Source organism: Brevundimonas sp. (assembly GCF_046293315.1).
Lineage (GTDB): Bacteria > Pseudomonadota > Alphaproteobacteria > Caulobacterales > Caulobacteraceae > Brevundimonas.
The window spans coordinates 54,367-72,781 of sequence record NZ_JBKBPF010000003.1; the positions used below are offsets into that span (position 1 = coordinate 54,367).

Below are 18,415 nucleotides of genomic sequence, written 5' to 3' on the forward strand. Positions count from 1 at the left end.
GGGTCGCACTCGGTCGGAGCCGTCGTTCGTCCGCTTCCAGAACCCCGACTTCCTGAGGATTGCCTGGAACTGACCCGTCGGGTGTCCGCACGGGGTGGAAAGCGGACTCAGGGTACGTGTACCGACCAGACTTCAATGCGCCCGCTCGGACCGTCGAAGAGCCTGGCATGAAGAACCAGGTCGCTGACGGGCTCCCGGTCGGTGCTGAGATCGATAAGGAACTCCCAATGGCCGTCCATCCAGCGATATGCCGACCGCTGCCAGACCTCGTCCCGTAGTGATGCCAGATTGTCCCCGTAGGCGGCGACCTGCTCCCTGATGAACCGGGCGGTATCCCCGTCCAACGGCGAAACACCGTCGAGCACAGGCCTCGACAGCTGAAAATCGCCGGTGACGAAAGCGCCTATCACCTCCCGAAATCTGGGCCGCACCTCCTCCGGCACGGGGTGTTCATCGTCGTCCTGTGCGAGCATGAGCGTGACTATGCCGACGCTCCACAGCGTCCGCTAGGGGCCGGCAGCAGTCTCCTTCTCCCCTTGAGGGAGAAGGTGTCATGCGGAGCATGACGGATGAGGGGTGAATCCCGGTGTCAGCCGGTTTCGCTCCGGGTCGCCCTCAGGCGGGGAGCCGCGCGTTGTTGGACAGAGCGGTGTCTCACCCCTCATCCGACCCGCTTCGCGGGCCACCTTCTCCCTCAAGGGGAGAAGGAAACTGTCCCCTTAATCCCGCATTTTCCGAAGCCAATCCCTTTCCCCACAAGGGTTTCACCCCTCAAACACCCTGTTTTTCACCGCACTGTTCCGGGGCGCCGGATAATGGCGGCATGAGCACCACCCCCATTCCCCCCGCGCCGCCCCGCCGCCCAACCGGAGACGCGCGCCGCTGGTCTGCCGCCAGAACCGAATACCTGGCCGGGGCCGAGGCCGAGGCGGTCTGTCGCCGTCACGACATCCGCACCGCCACCTTCCTGCGCCTCGCCGGCGAGCAAGGCTGGCGCCGCCCGGAGCCTACTCCCGCACCAGCGGTGCAGAACCAGCCCCTTGTCATCCCGGAAGCGCCGCCAGGCGCTATCCGGGACGGGATGGAAGCAGCGACACCCCTCACCGCCGCGCAGATGGCCGACAAGGCCTGGGCCATGCTTCAGGCCGCCGTGGCCGCCGGTCGCCTGATCGAGGCCCGGGGCTGGATGCGCCTGCACAAGGACCTGCAACCCTGCATCCGCGAGGAAGCCGCCGCCGAACGCCGCGCCCGCATGGACCGCGAGGCCGCCGCCCTGCGCGAGGCCGAACCGGCGCAAGTGGACGCCGTTAGACTCCAATTGCACTGTTTTTCGCCCTCGGAGTCCAACACCGCATCCCCGGCCCAGGCCCCCTCCCCGTCACCCTCCGGCTTGACCGGAGGGTCCAGACACGCCGAAGGGGCCGAGTCCGCGCCGCACCCGCCCGCGTCTCTGGATTCCCCGGTCAAGCCGGGGAATGACGGGCGGGCAGGGGCCGACGCCATTAGACTCCAATTGCACTGTTTTTCGCGTCCGGAGTCCAACAACGGAGGCCCCGCCCCATGACCCCCTTGTCATCCCGGAAGCGCCAACGGCGCTATCCGGGACGGGACGGGACGCCAACCCTCCAGAACCGGCCCGGACGGCGCCCCGCGACGATCCGGGCCACCGCTTCCACCACGCCAGCCGTCGCCCTTCGCCCGGCCCAGCCTTTCGGCTGTCCGGGCGGCAGGATCATTGCGCCCGCCCGTCCCGGCTCTCCGCTTCGCTCCGGCCGGGATGACAAGGACGCGGGCTCTCCCCCCGGAACAAGTCCGGGGTCCGGCCGGGATGACAAGGTGGCTGCGCCTAAAGCAGCACCACCCGTCCGTCGCGCACCTCATGGGCCACGCCCGCGCGCTGGAACAGGGAGGCGATCATCGCCACGGGGTCCGCCGTCCCCGCCTCCAGCATCACCGCCATGTCAGCGGCCATGGACGGGTCGCCGCTCAGCCGGGTCAGCTCAGCCAGCCATTCGCCGCCGTCCAGCAGCCCGTCGTCGCGATTGGCGTCGATCAGGCCGCGCACGAAGGTGAAGGCGTCGCCGCCGCGCTCCCGGGCCGCGGCTTCGGCCAGCATGCCGAACACCGCCCCGCAGGCGTAATAGGCCCGGTTCTCGTTGCGCGCGGCCGCCGTGTGGATGGGCTGGTCCGCCAGTTCGGCGCAGTCGTCCACGGCGGACTGCAGCATGGCGTCTGCATCAAACGCCGGGTCCAGCGCCTGAGCCGCACGCAGGGCGAGCAGGTCGGCCCCGCCCTCGGTGATCCACATGTCCCGGCCCGAGGCGTAGCTGACGGTGTGGCCCAGCCAGAAGTGGACGCTTTCGTGGGCGATGAACCAGTTGAACATGTCGGCTACCCCCCCGCTCGGCTCCAGCACGCCCTCGCCCTCGAAGGCCACGGCGATCAGGCCAGGCAGGACGCTGCCGCCCATGCTGGTCATGCCCGGGGGGGGGGCCTTCCAGCTGGCCATGACGGCGGGACGGCCCTCCGGTCCTTCCCCCAGACGGTCGGCATAGAAGGCGGCGTAGCGCGGGGCCGTGTCGGCGATGGCGCGCCCGATCCAGTCCGGCAGGGCCGGGTCGATGACCGTGGCCAGATGCGGGCTTTCGCTCGCCTCCAGCGGGCCGAACAGGACATAGGTGTTCACGTCCGTCGCCACGGGCGCGGTCTGGCGCAGGCCCTGAAACAGCACCGGCCCGGCGGCGTCGACCCAGGTCATGGCCACCGGTCCGCCCGGCAGGTCGAGCCCCGTCAGATCGGGCGGCAGGGCGGCGGCGGCCTCCACGTCGTCCAGCGGGAACAGCTCATACTGCTCGGTGTGCAGCGCCACCGAGCCGTCGGAGAACAGCAGGGCCGGGGCGTAGGACGCTTCCATGGCCGTGGGAACGGGGCTGATGGCGATGCGCACCTGACGGGGCACAGGCCCGCCGTCCGTGGCGCGCAGCACGTCCCGGTGCCCAGCGCGCTCCAGCACCACGCCGGGCGTCTCCACCCGCCACTGTCCCGGTCGCCAGGGACCCCGGTTGTTCTGCTGCACGGCCGAGTGATCGAAGGCCCAGACGGCGGCGTCCCGGTCCAGCTCAAAGGTCACGGTCCAGCGGTTCCCGTCCCGCTCGATCCGCGCCGAGGGGCCGGTCTCAGTCTCCGTCGACGGCGCGGGCGAGGATGCCGCAAGGGCGATGGCGGACAGCAGGACGGCGATGGTCATGGGCGGCCTCCGGACGACATCGACCGATACCGGCCGGGCCGCCCATCGTCATCTTAAGCTTGTGTCATTTGCGCGACCGGATCAGCCCTTCAGCGACCGCAGCATCAGCTCATGGCGCCATGCCGCCACGTCCGCCAGCGCCCGGTCCAGTTCGTTGCGCACCCGGCCCAGCCCGGCGCCCTCCCCGGCCTCCGCCTCGGCGCAGGCGCGGGCCAGGTCGCCGGCCCCGATGCCCCCCGCCGCCCCGCGCAAGGTGTGGGCCGCGTCCCGCCAGCCGTCGGTGCCCGGCTCCAGCATGGGGGCCCAGATCGCCGCCTGTTCCGCGAACAGGGCCAGCACCTCCTCGGACACGCCGTCGTCCCCGCCGGTGGTCCGCTCCAGCACCGAGAAATCCACCGCCCCGCTCAGATCCCGCCTCGCCATCACGCCCTCCATTCCCGTCCGGCATCATGACCCACGCAAAAGCCTTGCGAAAGCATCCGCGACCTAGTAGGTGGTCCGCCCTTCGCCGGACATGTCCAGCGAGGCGCACGATGGTTCGGGTGATTAGCTCAGTTGGTAGAGCAGCTGACTCTTAATCAGCGGGTCCACGGTTCGAGCCCGTGATCACCCACCATCGGCCCCTCCTTCAAAGACAACGGCGCAGGAAAGCGCGGCTTCGCCCCCCGGGCGCTGTGCGTCCATGCTCCAGCCCGCTATGAACGCCTTGACGAGATCAAATGGTCGCCCGACCGACGCCATATGTCGGGTTTTCCGCCCGTGAACGTCTGGTGAGTAAGGCAGGTACCCATGGCGACGCTCGCGGACATTCTCAGGAAGGCACGGCGCGCCGTCATACGGCAGGGTATCGCCGATCACGATGCGGATGATCTGGTGCACGAGGCGTTTCTGAAAGTGGAGCAATATCAGCGCGCCCACGCGGTCCGCAGTCAGGAGGCGCTTCTGGTCCGGGCGGCTGTGAACCTGTCGATCGACCGCCAGCGCCATCGCGGGCGCATGCCGATGGCCGACGGCGCCGATCTGCACGAGATCGCCGACACTGCGCCGGACCCGGCCCGGATCCTGGAAGCCCGGGCGCGGCTGCAGCAGGTGGCCGCCGATCTGGCCCAGTTGCCCGAGCGCACGCGCCGGATCCTGTTGAAGCGGCGGCTCGAGAACATGAGCTACGCCGAGATCGCCGCGTCGGAAGAGATGACGGTCGCCGCCGTGGAGAAGGCGGTGGCCCGCGCCACCCTGCACCTCATGAACGGGAGGATGTCGTCGTGAGCCGCGCCCCCTCCCCGCGCGCTGTGGAGGCCGAGGCCGCCGCATGGCTGGCCCGGGTCCATGGCGACCAGGAAGACGCCGCGCGCGACGCCCTGGACGCCTGGCTGGCCGAGGACCCCGCCCATGCGGCGGCGTTCGAGCGCGCCAGTGAAATCTGGGCCATCCTGCCCCGCGCCGCCCGCAGCAGCGAGGACGAAGCCCGCCTGCGCGCCGCGCCCGAGCCGCAGCCGCGACTTCGGGCGGCGATGGCCATGGCCGCGTCGCTGGTGCTGGGTCTCGGCGCCCTGTGGTGGGCGCTGGACCGTCCCGGCGACTATGTGACCCGCCCCGGCGAGCAGCAGGTGGCCACCCTCGGGGACGGCAGCCGCATCGCCCTGAACACCGACACCCGCGTCGCCGTCCAGTACAACGCGGATCGGCGCCACATCACCCTCGACCGGGGCGAGGCCATGTTCGAGGTCGCCCATGACGCGGATCGCCCCTTCGTGGTGATCGCTGGCGACACCCGGATAGAGGCGCTGGGGACGGTCTTCACGGTCCGACGAACCCGGGACGAGGTGGTCGTCACCCTCATCAAGGGCGAGGTGGCGGTCACCCTGGCGGATGCGCGGGCGAGCGGCGCGCCGCAGACGCCGATGCTGCTGCAGCCCGGCGAGCGCCTGACCGAGCCGGTGGCCGGCCCCACCCGGATCGAGTCGGCCTCGGTGGAAGCGGCGACCGCGTGGCGACGCGGTCAGACCGTTTTCCGGGACACGCCCCTGGGCGAGGCGGTCACCGAGCTCAATCGGTACGGGGGGCCGCAGGTGATAATCGACGACCCGCGGGTGGCGGCCTTGCCCATATCCGGCGTGTTCACGACCAATGCGCCAGACTTCGCCGAGGCCGTCGCAGATCTGCACGGCCTCGATGTTCAACGCGAGGGCGATACCCTGCATCTGCAGCGGTGATGAAGAGCCGGTGATTTTTTTGTGTCGCAACCGTGTCGGGTTTGCGGCCAAACGTCGTCTACCTAGTGGGAGCCAAGCATCGCGCTCCCCAAGGGGGACATATGTATTCACGGACTCTCGCGGCCCTGGCCGTCAGCGCCAGCACGCTCGTTCTGTCAGCCCAGGCGCAGGCCCAGGCCCTCTACGTTTTTGATCTGCCCGCGCAGCCGCTTGAGGTTTCGCTCCGGGCCATAGCCGCCCAGACCAACACCAATGTCGTGTTCGCCAGCGAACAGGTGGGCGGCAAGACCGCGCCGGCCCTGCAGGGCAGCTACTCCCCCGAAGCCGCCTATCGCGCGATGCTGAGCGGGTCGGGCCTGCGGCTGGGCGTGACCAGCGGCGGATCGTTCGTGGTAAGCGCGGCTGCGGGGGGGCAAGGCGCCGGGCAGGGCGGGCTGGTCGGCCAGGTCGCGATCGCCGACGCCGCCCGTAGCCCCGACGGCGCCCTGGTGCGCATCGTCGAGACCGGCCAGACCACCAGCGTCGATCAGTCCGGCAGCTTTCGTTTTTCCTCGCTTCCCGCGGGCGATTACACCGTCGAGATCTCGTTTCTGGGCTACCCCCCTCTGGTCGAGACGGTGACCGTCGCGTCCGGCGGCTCGAACCTGCAGAACTTCACGCTTGGCCAGGGCTACGCCACGGCGGTCGATGAGTTGGTCATTTTCGGCTCGCGCAGCGCCCGCGCCAACGCCCTCAATCTCCAGCGCACAGCCGAGAACAGCGCGGATGTGATCTCGGCGGACGAGCTGGGCAATTTTACCGGCACCACCTTTTCCGAGGCGCTTCGCCGCGCCCCCGGCATCTCGTTCCAGCGCAATTCGGTGACCGGCGACGGCACCAATGTGATCGTGCGAGGGCTGGAACCCGACATGAACGCCATCCAGTTCAACGGCCTCAACCTGCCGGTCGGCAACGGCGTGGGCCGCTCGGCCGACCTGTCGAACCTGCTGGCGGATTCCGTCAGCCAGATCACCATCAACAAGTCCCTGCTGCCCAGCCATGACAGCGCCGGCACCGGCGGACTGATCGAGATCGAGACCATGTCGCCGCTGGATCGGCCGCGCCGCTATGCGAACTTCCTGGTGGAAGGGGACCGCACCCCCGATGACTTCGGCGACGACTTCCTCGTCTCGGGCACGGTCGCCCGCACGTTCGGCGACAATTTCGGCGTCAGCGCCTCGGTCCAGTACCGCACCCAGAGCACGCGCTCGATCGCTTATGACGCGGGCAGCAACGGGGGCCGGATGAACTTCGGTCGCTATCTGCCGCTCGACGCCCTGGCGCTCGACGGCGGTGGAAATCCTGCCCTCAACTTCAACGCCATCGACCCGCTGTTGAACTTCCCGTTCCTGTCGGGTGAGGACCAGGCCTATCCAAGCGGGCTGGTCACCAGCTTCTATCACGACGAGACCGACACCCTGGCCGGCACGCTCTCGGCCGAATGGCGGATCGGTGGCCACACCAGCCTGAAGTTCGATTATCAGCACGCCGAGACGCGCACCGACTTCTTCTCCCTGTCGGACACCTTCTCCACCGCAGCCGAGTATGTGGTCGTCCCCGGCGAGACGAACCCGCAGCTGGTGCTGGACCTGAGCCCCGGAAACGAGAGCATCTCGCGCTCGCAGAACTACAGCTACGACCGCGACATCCGGAAGATCACCGACACCTTCAGCCTCAACGGCCGGACCAACCTCGGCGCGTTCGAGTTCAACTATCTGGTTGGCTATGCGCACGGCACGGAGCGGCGTCCCGCCAGCTTCGGCATGCAGCTACGCATGCCCGATACCGACGCCAGCGCGGGCCTGTTCCTGCCTGAAGCCGTCGATCCCCAGACCGGCGTGATCCATACCGGCTTCGGCCCGCGCAGCGGCAGCGGAATCCCTTTGCCCCTGCTGAGCAGCCAGGGCTGGGCCCTGGTAAACGACCCGTCCGGCTTCGTCATCGAAAACGCCAGCGGCCAGATCGACAACTCCGAAGGCAGCAATGACCGCTACACCGCCCGCGGCAGCGCGCGCTGGACCTCGGGCCGTGGCGGCTGGCTGAACTATGTGGAGCTGGGCGGCTTCTACGAGCGCGCCGAGTTCCAGAACAACCTGACGCGCAGTCAGATCGGCGGCGGCGTTCCGGTTTCCGCGCTGGGCCTGGAGTTCGTGCCGTCGGACCTGACGCGGATCGGCCTGTCCGAGCCGGGCTTCTCGACCCTCAGTGAAAACGCCCTCCGGGGCTTCGTCGACAATCTGGGCACGCTGGCGGGCGGTCCGTCGGGCCTCACGCTCACGCCGATCACGCCCCATCCCGACCAGGGCAACGAGAACACCGAGGAGACCAATTTCGCCGCCTACCTGCAGGCGCGGATTGACATCGGCAAGCTGGAGATCATCGGCGGCGTCCGCTTCAATCACACCCGGCTGGAGGCGACCAACCTCAACTTCCCGGTCTACACAGGTCCCATCCTGCCCGAGAACGGCGGCGGCTTCGGAGTGGACTTCATTTTCCAGAACGAGTTCACCCGGCTGGTCACCGAGGAGGCCGTATCGGAAGATTTCCTGCCGCGGGTGCTGTTCAACTACCGCCACAGCGACGACCTGATTTTCCGGGGCGGCTACTTCCTGTCGGTGGCGCGGCCCGCGATCAGCCAGCTGTCCAGCGAGACGCGGATTTCCTTCATCAACTTCCCCATCCCGGGACCTGAAGGCGTCAAGCCGATCCTGCAGATCAACAGCGGCAACCCCAACCTGCAGCCGGCGACCACTGACAATTTCGACCTCAGCGCCGAGTACTATTCCGGCATCGGCATCTTCAAGATCAGCGCCTTCTACAAGCGCATCGACAACCTGCTGCAGAACAACATCACCAATGGTCCCGCCACCCTGGCGGCCGTGACCCTGCCGGATCATCCCTATTTCAACGGGGCGCCCTACTTTGATCCGGCCAATCCGTCCTCGGCCTTCATCACCGGCGGCAGCCCGGTGAACAGCGACGAGGTGGCCGAGTTGTGGGGCATCGAATTCCAGGCCGAGCGCCGGTTCGACTTCCTCCCGGGAATCTGGGGCGGGTTGGGGGTGTTTCTGAACCACACCTGGACCGACAGCAGGCGCGCCGACCGCTACAACTGGAGCTACGGGACGGCGCCCGACAACGTCTACACCTTCACGGACCTGCCGTTCGTACAGCAGCCGTCCCACTCGGGCACGGCGGCGCTGACCTACAACAAGTACGATATCGATGCGACGCTGGCCTACGGCTACCAGTCGCGGGCGCTGTCCCTGTTCCAGCCGCGCGGCGTCAGCGTCTACACCGAAGGCGTGGAGACGCTCGACTTCCGGGCCGAGTACTATCTGCGCCCGAGCTACGGCAGCTTCCGCGTCTATGTGGAGGCCAACGACCTGCTCGACGGCACGTCGGACCCCAATCTGGAGCAGACCTTCGGCGGCGAGCTGGGGGCTCCGACCTTCTTCACCCGCGCCACCTATCTCGGCGGCCGCAGCCTGCGCATCGGCCTGTCGGCGACGTTCTGATCGTCGTTCGGGTCCAACGGCCAGTGCGTCCCGACGCGCTGGCCGTATTCTTCTCCACGTCAGGAAACACCATGAAGACGATGATGCTCGTGCTGGTCGCATCGGCCGCGGCGCTACTCGGTTCGCCCGCCACAGCTCAGTCGGCGGAACAGGCGCTGCTGCCCTACGAGCAGTTCACCCTGCCCAACGGGCTGCGGGTCGTCGTGCATGAGGATCATTCCGCGCCCAAGGTGGCGGTGACCGTCTGGTACCACGTGGGGTCCATGAACGAGCCGGCGGGCCAGACCGGTTTCGCCCACCTGTTCGAGCACCTGATGTTCAACGGGTCGGAGCACCGCGACGACGAGTACATGCCGCCGCTTCAGGAAATCGGCGCGTCGGCGGTCAACGGCGCCACGACGCTGGACCAGACCTACTACTATGCGGTGGTGCCCACCGGCGGTCTGGAGCGGGTGCTGTGGCTTGAGTCGGACCGCATGGGCTATCTGCTCGGCGCCGTGACCCAGGAGAAGCTCGATGAGCAGCGCGGCGTCGTCCAGAACGAGAAGCGCACCCGCGACAACCAGCCCTATTCGATGATGCCGGAGCTGCGGGCCGAGGCGATCTTTCCGTCCGACCACCCCTATCATCACCCCATCATCGGCTCGATGGAGGATCTGGACGCCGCCTCGCTGGAGGACGTGCACGCCTGGTTCCACCAGTACTACGGCGCGTCCAACGCCGTGGTGGCCCTGGCCGGCGACGTGACGGTGGAGCAGGCGCGCGAGCTGATGACCCGCTATTTCGCCAGCGTCCAGCCGGGTCCCCCCATCGGGCGCATGACCGAATGGACGCCGCTGCTGGACCGGGTCAGGACCGAGGTGGTGGCCGACAATGTGCCGCAGACAGCGATCTCTTGGAGCTGGCCCGTTCCCGGCAACGACGCCGGGGACCGACAGGCCCTGCGCATGGCCTCGTCAATTCTGGGTCGCGGGCGGCTGTCGCGCCTGAACCAGGCGCTGGTGATCGACCGGCAACTGGCGAACAGCGTCTCGGCCAATTACGAAGGCGCCGCCATTTCGGGCCTGTTCAATATCGAGATCCGGCTCCAGCCGGGCGTCGATCCGGTCGAGGCCGAGGCGGCCCTGCAGGCCGTACTGGACGAATTCATGGCCGAGGGCCCCACCGCTGAGGAGCTGGAGCGGGTCAAGATCACCACCTATGGCGACACGGTGCGCATGCTGGAGTCGCTGTATCTGCGCGCCATGATGCTGGCGGGCGGCGCCATCGGGGAGGGCAATCCCGGCCAGTTCGAGCTTGACCAGGCGGCGTTCGACGCGGTTCAGGCCGATGAGGTGCGGGCCGCCGTGAATGAGTGGCTGGGCCGCCCCAACTACCGGCTGACCGTCGTACCCCAGACCCAGTACGCGGCCGGGCCGGACGGTGCGGACCGCAGCCAGCTTCCGCCCATGGGCCCCGAGTCAGAACTGGTGCTGCCGCCCGTGCGGGAGGGGCGCCTGTCCAACGGCATCCGCGTCCTCCACGCCCGGCGCGACGGTACGCCGACCGTGGACATGGTCATGGCCTTTGACGCGGGCGGCGCCGCCGACCAGGGCATGAAGCCCGGTCTGCAGGGCTTCACCGTCGGCCTGATGGACGATGGGACGGACACCCTCACCGGCCAGGAATTCGCCCAGGCGCAGGAAATGCTGGGCGCCCGCATCTATGCCTGGGCCGACTCCGACACCACCAGCTTCTCGGTCTCCGCCCTGACCCGCTCGCTGGACGACACCGTCGGCCTGTGGGCGCAGTACATCCGCGATCCCGGCTTCCGGGAGAGCGATCTGGAGCGCGAGCGGGGCATGGCGGTCGCCGGCGTGCAGCAGGCGCTGGCCGATCCCGGCAGCATTGCGGGGCGGGTGTTCAACTATCTGATGTTCGGCGCCGACCACGCCTATGGCGCCCCGCTGGCGGGCCGGGCGGATGTGATCCGGTCCTACAGTCGCGACGATCTCATCGCCTTCCACGAGCGTTTCATCCGGCCGGACAATGCGGTGATCTTCGCCGCGGGCGACGCCGAATTCGACGCCCTGATGGCCACGCTGGAGGACGCCTTCGGAGACTGGACGGCGCCCGCCGCGTCCCGGGGCGAGACCACCATCGCCGGGGTCGCCGACCAGACGGCGCCGCGCGTGGTGCTGGTCGACCGGCCCGGTTCGGTCCAGTCGGTGATCCGGGTCGGCCATGTGGCGCCGAACGGGCTGGATCCGCGCAACTTCGACCTGGACGTGCTGAACGGCATTCTGGGCGGCGGCTTCACGTCCCGGCTCAACATGAACCTGCGTGAGGAGAAGGGCTGGACCTACGGCGCCGGCAGCAATGTCAGCGACGCCCTGGGCCCGCAGGTGTTCTCGGTCTCCACCAGCGTCCAGACCGACCGCACGGCTGACGCCCTGTCCGAGATCGCCCGCGAGCTGAACGAGATCGGCGGAGCCCGGCCCCCCGGCAGCGAAGAGCTCGACCTGTACCGTCGCGGTCAGGTGCTGACCCTGTCGGACCGCTTCGAGACCAACAATGCGATGGTGGGCTATCTCAGCTACGTCACGCGCTTCGAGCATCCGTACGAGTGGATCACGACGCTGCCGGGCCGCTACGCCGCCCTCACGCCCGAGACCGTGGGTGCGGCCGCCGCCATGCTGCGCCCGGACGCCATGACCTGGGTGATCGTCGGCGACCTGAGCCAGATCGAGGCCGGCGTGCGCGCCCTGGGTCTGGGCGAGGTCGAGGTCTGGGACGCCGAGGGCACCCGGCTGCGTTGACCAGCCGCGGCCCGGATCAACCCGGCTCGTCCAGAGCCCTGGCCACGGCCCCGGCGCGGTTCCCGAGGATCAGGTGAACGCCCTCGGCGGTCACCGCCACGCTCCGCACGCCAAGACGCCTCAGGGCCGACACATCGGCGCCGGACGCGGCCTTCAGGCGCACCAGAACCCGGCTCTCACGGTGTTCCGTTGAAAGGACGTTGCCGCGCCCCCCCAGCGCCGCAAGCCAGCCCGGGCCGTCGACGGTGTCCGCGGCGGGACCGGGGTCTGACGCACCGGCCATGGCGCCGCGGATCTCGCTGGCCACCTGATCGGCGATGGGCCCCAGCACCACCTGCAAGGCCCGGTCCGAGGGGCGCACCAGCCCGCGCGCCCCCAACGCTTTCAGCCCGGCCTCGTCCACGGCGCCCTGATCCTTCAGGATGAGGCGCAGGCGGGTAGTGCAGGCGTCCACGCTCTCCACATTGGCCGCGCCGCCGAGGGCCGCCAGATAGCCCGCGCCGCGCCCGCCTGACGACGCCGCCTGCACGGCGCCGGACGGCGCCGCCGGCTCGTCCTCGCGCCCCGGCGTCTTCAGGTCCATGCGATGGATCACCAGCCGGAACAGGCCGTAGTAGAGCGCGAAATAGGCCAGTCCCACCGGGATCAGCATCAGCGGCCGCGTCGACTGGTTGAAGTTCAGCACATAGTCGAACAGGCCCGCCGAAAAGCCGAAGCCCAGCTTCACGTCCAGCAGACTCATGATCACCATGGCCGCGCCGGTCAGCACCGTGTGCACGGCGTACAGCACCGGGGCCAGGAACATGAAGGTGAACTCGATGGGCTCGGTCACGCCCGTCAGGAACGCCGTCAGGGCCAGGGACATGAGCATCCCGCCCACGGCCTTTTTCCGCTCCGGTTTCGCCGCGTGGTACATGGCCAGGCAGGCGGCGGGCAGGCCGAACATCATCACCGGGAAGAAGCCGGACATGAAGGCGCCGGCCTCGGGGTCTCCGGCGAAGAACCGGCGCAGGTCGCCGGTGACGCCCTGATAGTCCCCGATCACGAACCAGGCGATGTTGTTGAGGATGTGGTGCAGGCCCGTGACGATCAGCAGCCGGTTCAGTACCCCGTAGAGGAACAGACCCACCTCGCCCGAACCGACGATGGCGCGGCTGAATCCGTCCATGGCCCCGCTGATGCCGGAAAAGCCGAAGCCGATGATGGCCGCCAGCGCCAGTCCCGCCACGCCGCTGACGATGGGCACGAAGCGCCGCCCGGCGAAGAAGGCCAGATACTCGGGCAGCTTCAGGGTCGAGAACCGGTTGTAGAAGTCGCCCGCGATCAGGCCGGAGAGGATGCCGATGGGCACGCTGAGCCGCGCCAGCGCCCCATCGCGCCACGCCGCCTCGGCGAGAGCGACGGAGGTTTCGGGCAGTCCCGCCACCACTTCGGGCGGCACGACCAGCAGGGCCTTGGCCCCCTCGGTGGCGATCAGGAAACAGACCACCCCCGCCAGCCCCGCCGCGCCGTTGCCGTCGCGCGCGAAGCCCACCGCCACGCCGATGGCGAACAGCAGGCCAAGGTTCGAGAACACCGCATCCCCCGCCGCCGACATAAAGGCGATGTCCAGCAGGTCCGGCTGGCCCAGCCGCAACAGCAGGGCCGCGGCGGGCAGCACCGCGATGGGCAGCATCAGGGCCCGGCCCAGAGGCTGCAGGCGTTCGAGCAGGGCCTTCATCGGTCGGCTCCCCTTCGGAAATCATCAGCCAGGGCGCGCACCTCGTCCACGGACGAGCAGGCCAGCGCCCGCGCCGCCAGATCGCGGCACGCCTCCAGCGTCAGGCCGCGCAGCAACGCCTTCAGGTCCGGCAACACGGCGGGGGCCGCCGACAGCTCGGTCACGCCCAGCCCCACCAGAATCGGCGCAGCGGCCATGTCCCCGGCCAGCCCGCCGCACACCCCCACCCAGCGGCCTTTCGCCTGACCCGCCTCGCAGGTCTGGCGGATCAGGCGCAGCACGGCGGGGTGCAGGCCGTCGATGTCGGCGGCCACCGCCGGATTGCCCCGATCGCGGGCCAGCACATATTGCGTCAGGTCATTGGTGCCGATGGACAGGAAGTCCGCCTGTTCGGCGATCAGGTCGGCGGTGACGGCGGCGGCGGGCGTCTCGATCATCACCCCCAGCTGGACCGGCGTCGTCACCCCCATGTCGCGCCGCGCCTCCTCCAGCATGCGGCGCACGGCCGCCAGTTCATCGGGGCTGGCCACCATGGGGACCATGATGCGGCACTGGCCGGTGGGCGTCACCCGCAGGATGGCCCGCAGCTGGGTCATCAGCAACTGCGGCCGCCACAGCCCCACCCGCACGCCGCGCAGTCCCAGCGCCGGGTTCTCCTCGTGGGGAATGGGCAGATAGGGCATGGGCTTGTCGCCGCCCGCGTCCAGCGTCCGCACGATCAGCGGCCGTCCGCCCAGCCCGTCGGCGATGGCCTGATACTGGGCCGCCTGTTCGTCCTCGTCGGGCGCCGTCTCGCGCTCGAGGAACAGGAATTCGGTGCGCAGCAGGCCGCAGCCCTCGGCGCCGTTGGCCACCGCCCGCCCGGCCTCGCCCACCGCGCCCAGATTGGCGAACACCTCGATGCGGGCGCCGTCCGACAGACGACAGTCCTCGCCCGCGGTCTCGAGGGCGGCGGCGTGGCGCTGGTGACGCCGGGCCAGCGCGGTCTGCGCGGCCCCCAGCGCCGCCGCGTCGGGCGACACCCGCAGGGTGCCGGCGTCGGCGTCCAGGATCAGGGCGGCCCCGTCCATCACGTCCATCAGATCCTCGCCCAGCGCCACCAGACACGGCAGGCCCATGGACGCGGCGAGGATGGCCACATGGGACGTGGGCCCGCCCCGCGCGATGCACAGGCCGCCGATCCGCGACGGGTCCAGCGCCATCACCTGCGACGGCGCCAGCTCCTCGGCGATGATCACGGCGCCCAGCGGCGCATCCGTCCCGCTCTCGCCCTCCCCCGTCAGCACGGCCAGCACCTGACGCTCCAGATCCTTGAGGTCGTCGACGCGCTCGGCCATGCGCCGGTCGCCCAGGGCGTTCAGCGCCTGCACGAAACCGTCGATGGCGGTGCGCCAGGCATGGCCCGCGCTGCGCCCTTCGTTGATGCCCCGCTGGGCCGAGGCGAGCAGTTCGGGATCGTCCAGAAAAGCCAGGTGCGCCCCGGCGATGGCGCCGCGGGTGGCGTCGCCGCCGGTCAGGGCCTGCAGCCTTTCACGCACCGTCTCCAGCGCCCCGTTCAGGGCGGCGTGCTCGACGCGGGCGCCCCGCCCGTCGACGGCAACCTCGATCTCGGTGCGGATCAGCCGCGCGGCCTGGCCAATGGCCACCCCCGGCGCCGCCGTCACCCCACGCAGCACCCCGGTGTGCAGGGCCCGCCGGGGCCGGGGGGTCGGCGCCGGCGTCGTCTTCGGCACGGGGGCGGCGCCCGCCTCGCCCATGCCGCCCTCGATCAGTTCGGCCAGGGCCTGCACCGCCCGCGCCGCGTCCGGCCCGCTGGCCGACAGGGTGATCGCGTCGCCGTGCCGGATGGCAAGGGCCATGACGCCCACCGGGCTCTTCGCGCTGGACCTGCGGTTGAAGGCCGCCACGGTCACCTCGGCGTCGAACCCTTTCGCCAGTGCCGCGATGCGCGCCGCCGGGCGGGCATGGATGCCGTGCGCCAGCGGCGTCACCACCTGCCGTTCGGCGGCGGGCCCCGCCGTCTGCGTCGTTTCCGCTGCCGCCCCCAGAGCCCGCAGGGTCATCAGCGGATCGCCCGCCTTCACTTCCCGGTCCGTGACGCGGGTCGCCACCTCGAAGGCGTCGCCGTTGGTGATGATGATCGGCGTGATCAGGCTCTTCGCTCGCCCCGCGATCCGGTCCAGATCGAACTCGATCAGCGGATCGCCCGCCTTGACCGCCTGGCCTTCCGTGACGCGGGCGGTGAAACCCTCGCCCTTCAGGGCCACGGTCTCCAGACCGATATGCATCAGCACCTCGACCCCGCTCTCGCCGCGGATGGTCACCGCGTGGAGCGCGGGCGCCAGGATCGTCACCACTCCGTCGCAGGGCGCACGCAGCACGCCCTCGATGGGGTCCACCGCCACGCCGTCCCCCATCATCCGCTCGGCGAAGACCGGGTCCGGCGCCTCGGAAAGCGGCGTGGCCCAACCGGCGACCGGGGCGACGAGAACGATGTCGGTCATGGGCGCTCCCGGCCGCCGAGCGTAATCCGTTCGACCGCCCAGATCGGGTCGACCGAGTCCCGCGTGAAGCGCAGGCACAGGTCATGACGCCCGTCCTGCGGCGTGATCTCGCCGGTCAGGACGGTGATGCCGTCATTGTCCACGGCGGGCGCCAGCGACAGGGCGCCGATGAGCGGCCCCTCGCAGCTGTCCAGCCGGATCTCCAGCTCGCCGTGCGGTGTGGCCATGGGATGCAGCGGCACCGAGTCCCGCGCCGCGCCCACCTGATAGTTGAAGGGATGCTGGCCCACGTGCGCCGTCACCATGGTCACCCCGTCCAGCGGCGCCGCCTCATAGACCCAGCACGGGTTGAGAATGTCGGTCACCAGCACGGCGCGCTCGTCCGTGTCCGGCCCGCGCGGCGCGTCGTCCTCCAGCGCCAGAACCAGCCCGCCCACGCACTGGCCCAGCTGATGGCTGGTGCGCGTCACCGCGTCGCGGGCGGACACGGTCCATTCCCGCGCGCGGCCGATGGGTTCGCCATTCAGCCAGCTCTGCGCCCGAAAGGTCGCGCCCGGCTGGACCGTCAACGCGTCGGTGAACACCGCTGCGTCAGGCGACAGCGCGTTGCCGTCGGTGGTGTAGCGGATCTCGCCCGCGTCCAGCTCATTGGACAGCGACACCGCGATCCCGTCGTCGGCCAGGTCCAGCGACAGCATCGGCTCCAGCCAGATGGTCGCGTGGGTCACGCCCAGCGCCTCGTAGCGATCCAGCTGGTCGGGCAGGCGCGCCGCAAAGCTCGCCCAGTCGTTGGCGTGGGGCGGCGACCAGGCCAGCTCGGCGACCGCCGCCATGCGCGGGAACAGCTTGTCCCACAGCCGCTCCTCGGTGCGGATGTGCTCGGTCCAGACATTGCCCTGCACGCCCAGGATATGATCCAGCTGATCCTCGGTGAGAGCGTCCGGCGCCGGGTCGAAGGCGTAGACGTCGCGGGTGCTGATCACCGCGCCGCGCCCGGGGGACTCATCGGGGCTGTTGCTCTGGCGATGGTCGAAATACAGGACCGGCGCGGGCGTCAGGACCGTGTCATGCCCCATCCGCGCCGCCTCGATGGCGCCGTCGATGCCGCGCCAGGACATGACGGTGGCGTTGGGCGCCAGGCCGCCTTCGAGGATCTCGTCCCAGCCGATCAGGCGCCGGCCGTTGGCGTTCAGGTGGCGCTCGATGCGGCGCACGAACCAGCTCTGGAGCTCGCTTTCGTCCGCAACGCCCAGCTCGACCATGCGCGCCTGGATGCGGGCGTTGGCTTCCCACTGATCCTTGACCGCCTCGTCGCCGCCGATGTGGATGTATTCGCTCGGGAACAGGGCCATGACCTCGTCCAGCACCGTCTCCAGGAACGCGAACGTCCCGTCCTCGATGTTGAACAGCCAGGGAAAGACGCCCCAGTCGGTGAAGACGGCGTCCGGCAGATCCTCGACCGATCCCAGTTCCGGATAGGCCACGACCGCCGCCAGGGCATGGCCCGGCATCTCGATCTCGGGCACCACGGTGATGTTCAGCGCGGCGGCATAGGCCACGACCTCGCGCACCTGATCCTGGGTATAGAACCCGCCGTAGAGCAGGGGTTCGCCCTGCTCGTCGAAGCCTGCCGCCCCGGCCTGCTGGCGCCACGCGCCCACCTCGGTCAGGCGCGGATAAGCGTTGATCTCCAGTCTCCAGGCCTGATCGTCGGTCAGGTGCCAGTGCAGCACATTCAGCTTGTGCGTGGCCATGACGTCGATCAGGTCGCGGACCATGTCGATGCTCTGGAAGTGGCGCGCCGAGTCCAGCATCAGCCCGCGCCAGCCGAAGCGCGGCGCATCCTCGATGGTCGTCGCGGCGATCTCGACCGCGCCCTGCCCCGCCCCGGCGGTGGCCAGCTGCCACAGGCTCACCCCGCCATACAGCAGGCCGCCGAAGTCCGAGGCGGCGATGGTCGCTCCGCGCGGTCCGACCGCCAGCCCATAGGCGTCCTCGGCGCCGCCCTCGTTGCGTTCGAAGACGATCCCCGCCCCCGGCTCGGCCGACACGGCCAGTTCGAGCCCCCGGGTGCGTCGGATCAGGTCAGTGAAATAGGCGGCCGCCCGGGCCGCCTCTTCATCACCGGGCGGTATCCGCACCACGGTGGCGGCGTCCAGGCGGAACACGCCCTCGGCGGGCGTCGCCGCGGCCGGCGCCGGAATCAGCGAGGGAGCCTGCGCCCACGAGGGGGCCGCAACCGTCATCAGTCCGGCGACGGACAGGACAATGGCGGATGAAATGGTCTTGAACATGGAAGGCCCCTCGCACTCGGGAAGACTGTCCGGCGAAAGAGGGGGCGGCGCAATGCGGCCGCCCCAGTTCGCTCAGGGGATA

General features: G+C 69.6%; 11 protein-coding genes and 1 tRNA gene. 6 read left to right on the forward strand and 6 right to left on the reverse strand.

Annotated features, from left to right (window positions below; translation table 11 throughout):
* Positions 1-107: 107 nt before the first annotated feature.
* Positions 108-473, reverse strand: coding sequence for a hypothetical protein (locus ACK4SE_RS03430; protein ID WP_409688808.1), 366 nt, complete (start codon positions 471-473; stop codon positions 108-110).
* Positions 474-823: 350 nt separating this feature from the next.
* On the opposite strand from ACK4SE_RS03430, the gene ACK4SE_RS03435 reads away from it, so the two are divergent.
* Positions 824-1,564 carry a hypothetical protein gene (locus tag ACK4SE_RS03435; protein WP_409688810.1) on the forward strand — a complete coding sequence of 247 codons (741 nt, stop codon included), beginning with the start codon at positions 824-826 and terminating at the stop codon, positions 1,562-1,564.
* A 282-nt stretch (positions 1,565-1,846) separates the two neighbouring features.
* Here the strand turns inward: ACK4SE_RS03435 and ACK4SE_RS03440 are convergent, their stop codons facing one another.
* Entirely contained in the window at positions 1,847-3,247 is a 1,401-nt protein-coding gene (locus tag ACK4SE_RS03440; protein ID WP_409688812.1) for a hypothetical protein, read from the reverse strand.
* Between the two features lie 81 nt (positions 3,248-3,328).
* Positions 3,329-3,670 carry an Hpt domain-containing protein gene (locus tag ACK4SE_RS03445; protein ID WP_409688814.1) on the reverse strand — a complete coding sequence of 114 codons (342 nt, stop codon included), beginning with the start codon at positions 3,668-3,670 and terminating at the stop codon, positions 3,329-3,331.
* A 117-nt stretch (positions 3,671-3,787) separates the two neighbouring features.
* On the opposite strand from ACK4SE_RS03445, the gene ACK4SE_RS03450 reads away from it, so the two are divergent.
* The 5 genes from ACK4SE_RS03450 to ACK4SE_RS03470 all read left to right on the forward strand — a co-directional run bounded on the left by ACK4SE_RS03450 (position 3,788) and on the right by ACK4SE_RS03470 (position 11,815).
* A tRNA-Lys gene (locus ACK4SE_RS03450) sits at positions 3,788-3,863 on the forward strand.
* Positions 3,864-4,036: 173 nt separating this feature from the next.
* On the forward strand, positions 4,037-4,513 hold the full coding sequence (locus tag ACK4SE_RS03455; RefSeq protein WP_409688816.1) for an RNA polymerase sigma factor: 477 nt from the start codon (positions 4,037-4,039) through the stop codon (positions 4,511-4,513).
* Complete coding sequence (locus ACK4SE_RS03460) at positions 4,510-5,460, forward strand: FecR family protein (RefSeq protein ID WP_409688818.1); 951 nt, start codon at positions 4,510-4,512, stop codon at positions 5,458-5,460. The genes ACK4SE_RS03455 and ACK4SE_RS03460 overlap by 4 nt, the downstream gene beginning before the upstream one ends.
* A 101-nt stretch (positions 5,461-5,561) precedes the next feature.
* Positions 5,562-9,017, forward strand: coding sequence for a TonB-dependent receptor (locus ACK4SE_RS03465; protein WP_409688820.1), 3,456 nt, complete (start codon positions 5,562-5,564; stop codon positions 9,015-9,017).
* Between the two features lie 71 nt (positions 9,018-9,088).
* Positions 9,089-11,815 carry a M16 family metallopeptidase gene (locus ACK4SE_RS03470; RefSeq protein WP_409688821.1) on the forward strand — a complete coding sequence of 909 codons (2,727 nt, stop codon included), beginning with the start codon at positions 9,089-9,091 and terminating at the stop codon, positions 11,813-11,815.
* Between the two features lie 16 nt (positions 11,816-11,831).
* On the opposite strand, the gene nagE is transcribed toward ACK4SE_RS03470, so the two are convergent.
* The 3 genes from nagE to ACK4SE_RS03485 are packed head-to-tail and all read right to left on the reverse strand — an operon-like array spanning position 11,832 to position 18,333.
* A complete protein-coding gene (gene nagE, locus ACK4SE_RS03475) occupies positions 11,832-13,535 on the reverse strand; it encodes an N-acetylglucosamine-specific PTS transporter subunit IIBC (protein ID WP_409688822.1) in 1,704 nt (567 codons plus the stop codon).
* A complete protein-coding gene (ptsP, locus tag ACK4SE_RS03480; RefSeq protein WP_409688823.1) occupies positions 13,532-16,039 on the reverse strand; it encodes a phosphoenolpyruvate--protein phosphotransferase in 2,508 nt (835 codons plus the stop codon). The genes nagE and ptsP overlap by 4 nt, the downstream gene beginning before the upstream one ends.
* A complete protein-coding gene (locus ACK4SE_RS03485) occupies positions 16,036-18,333 on the reverse strand; it encodes a family 20 glycosylhydrolase (protein ID WP_409688825.1) in 2,298 nt (765 codons plus the stop codon). Before ACK4SE_RS03485 ends, ptsP begins: the two co-directional genes overlap by 4 nt.
* Between the last annotated feature and the right edge of the window lie 82 nt (positions 18,334-18,415).

Excerpts from the sequence above, each read along its gene's own strand:
- ACK4SE_RS03430 (WP_409688808.1), bottom strand. The coding sequence starts at position 473 with ATGCTCGCACAGGACGACGATGAACACCCCGTGCCGGAGGAGGTGCGG.
- ACK4SE_RS03435 (WP_409688810.1), top strand. The coding sequence starts at position 824 with ATGAGCACCACCCCCATTCCCCCCGCGCCGCCCCGCCGCCCAACCGGA.
- ACK4SE_RS03440 (WP_409688812.1), bottom strand. The coding sequence starts at position 3,247 with ATGACCATCGCCGTCCTGCTGTCCGCCATCGCCCTTGCGGCATCCTCG.
- ACK4SE_RS03445 (WP_409688814.1), bottom strand. The coding sequence starts at position 3,670 with ATGGCGAGGCGGGATCTGAGCGGGGCGGTGGATTTCTCGGTGCTGGAG.
- ACK4SE_RS03455 (WP_409688816.1), top strand. The coding sequence starts at position 4,037 with ATGGCGACGCTCGCGGACATTCTCAGGAAGGCACGGCGCGCCGTCATA.
- ACK4SE_RS03465 (WP_409688820.1), top strand. The coding sequence starts at position 5,562 with ATGTATTCACGGACTCTCGCGGCCCTGGCCGTCAGCGCCAGCACGCTC.
- ACK4SE_RS03470 (WP_409688821.1), top strand. The coding sequence starts at position 9,089 with ATGAAGACGATGATGCTCGTGCTGGTCGCATCGGCCGCGGCGCTACTC.
- nagE (WP_409688822.1), bottom strand. The coding sequence starts at position 13,535 with ATGAAGGCCCTGCTCGAACGCCTGCAGCCTCTGGGCCGGGCCCTGATG.
- ptsP (WP_409688823.1), bottom strand. The coding sequence starts at position 16,039 with ATGACCGACATCGTTCTCGTCGCCCCGGTCGCCGGTTGGGCCACGCCG.
- ACK4SE_RS03485 (WP_409688825.1), bottom strand. The coding sequence starts at position 18,333 with ATGTTCAAGACCATTTCATCCGCCATTGTCCTGTCCGTCGCCGGACTG.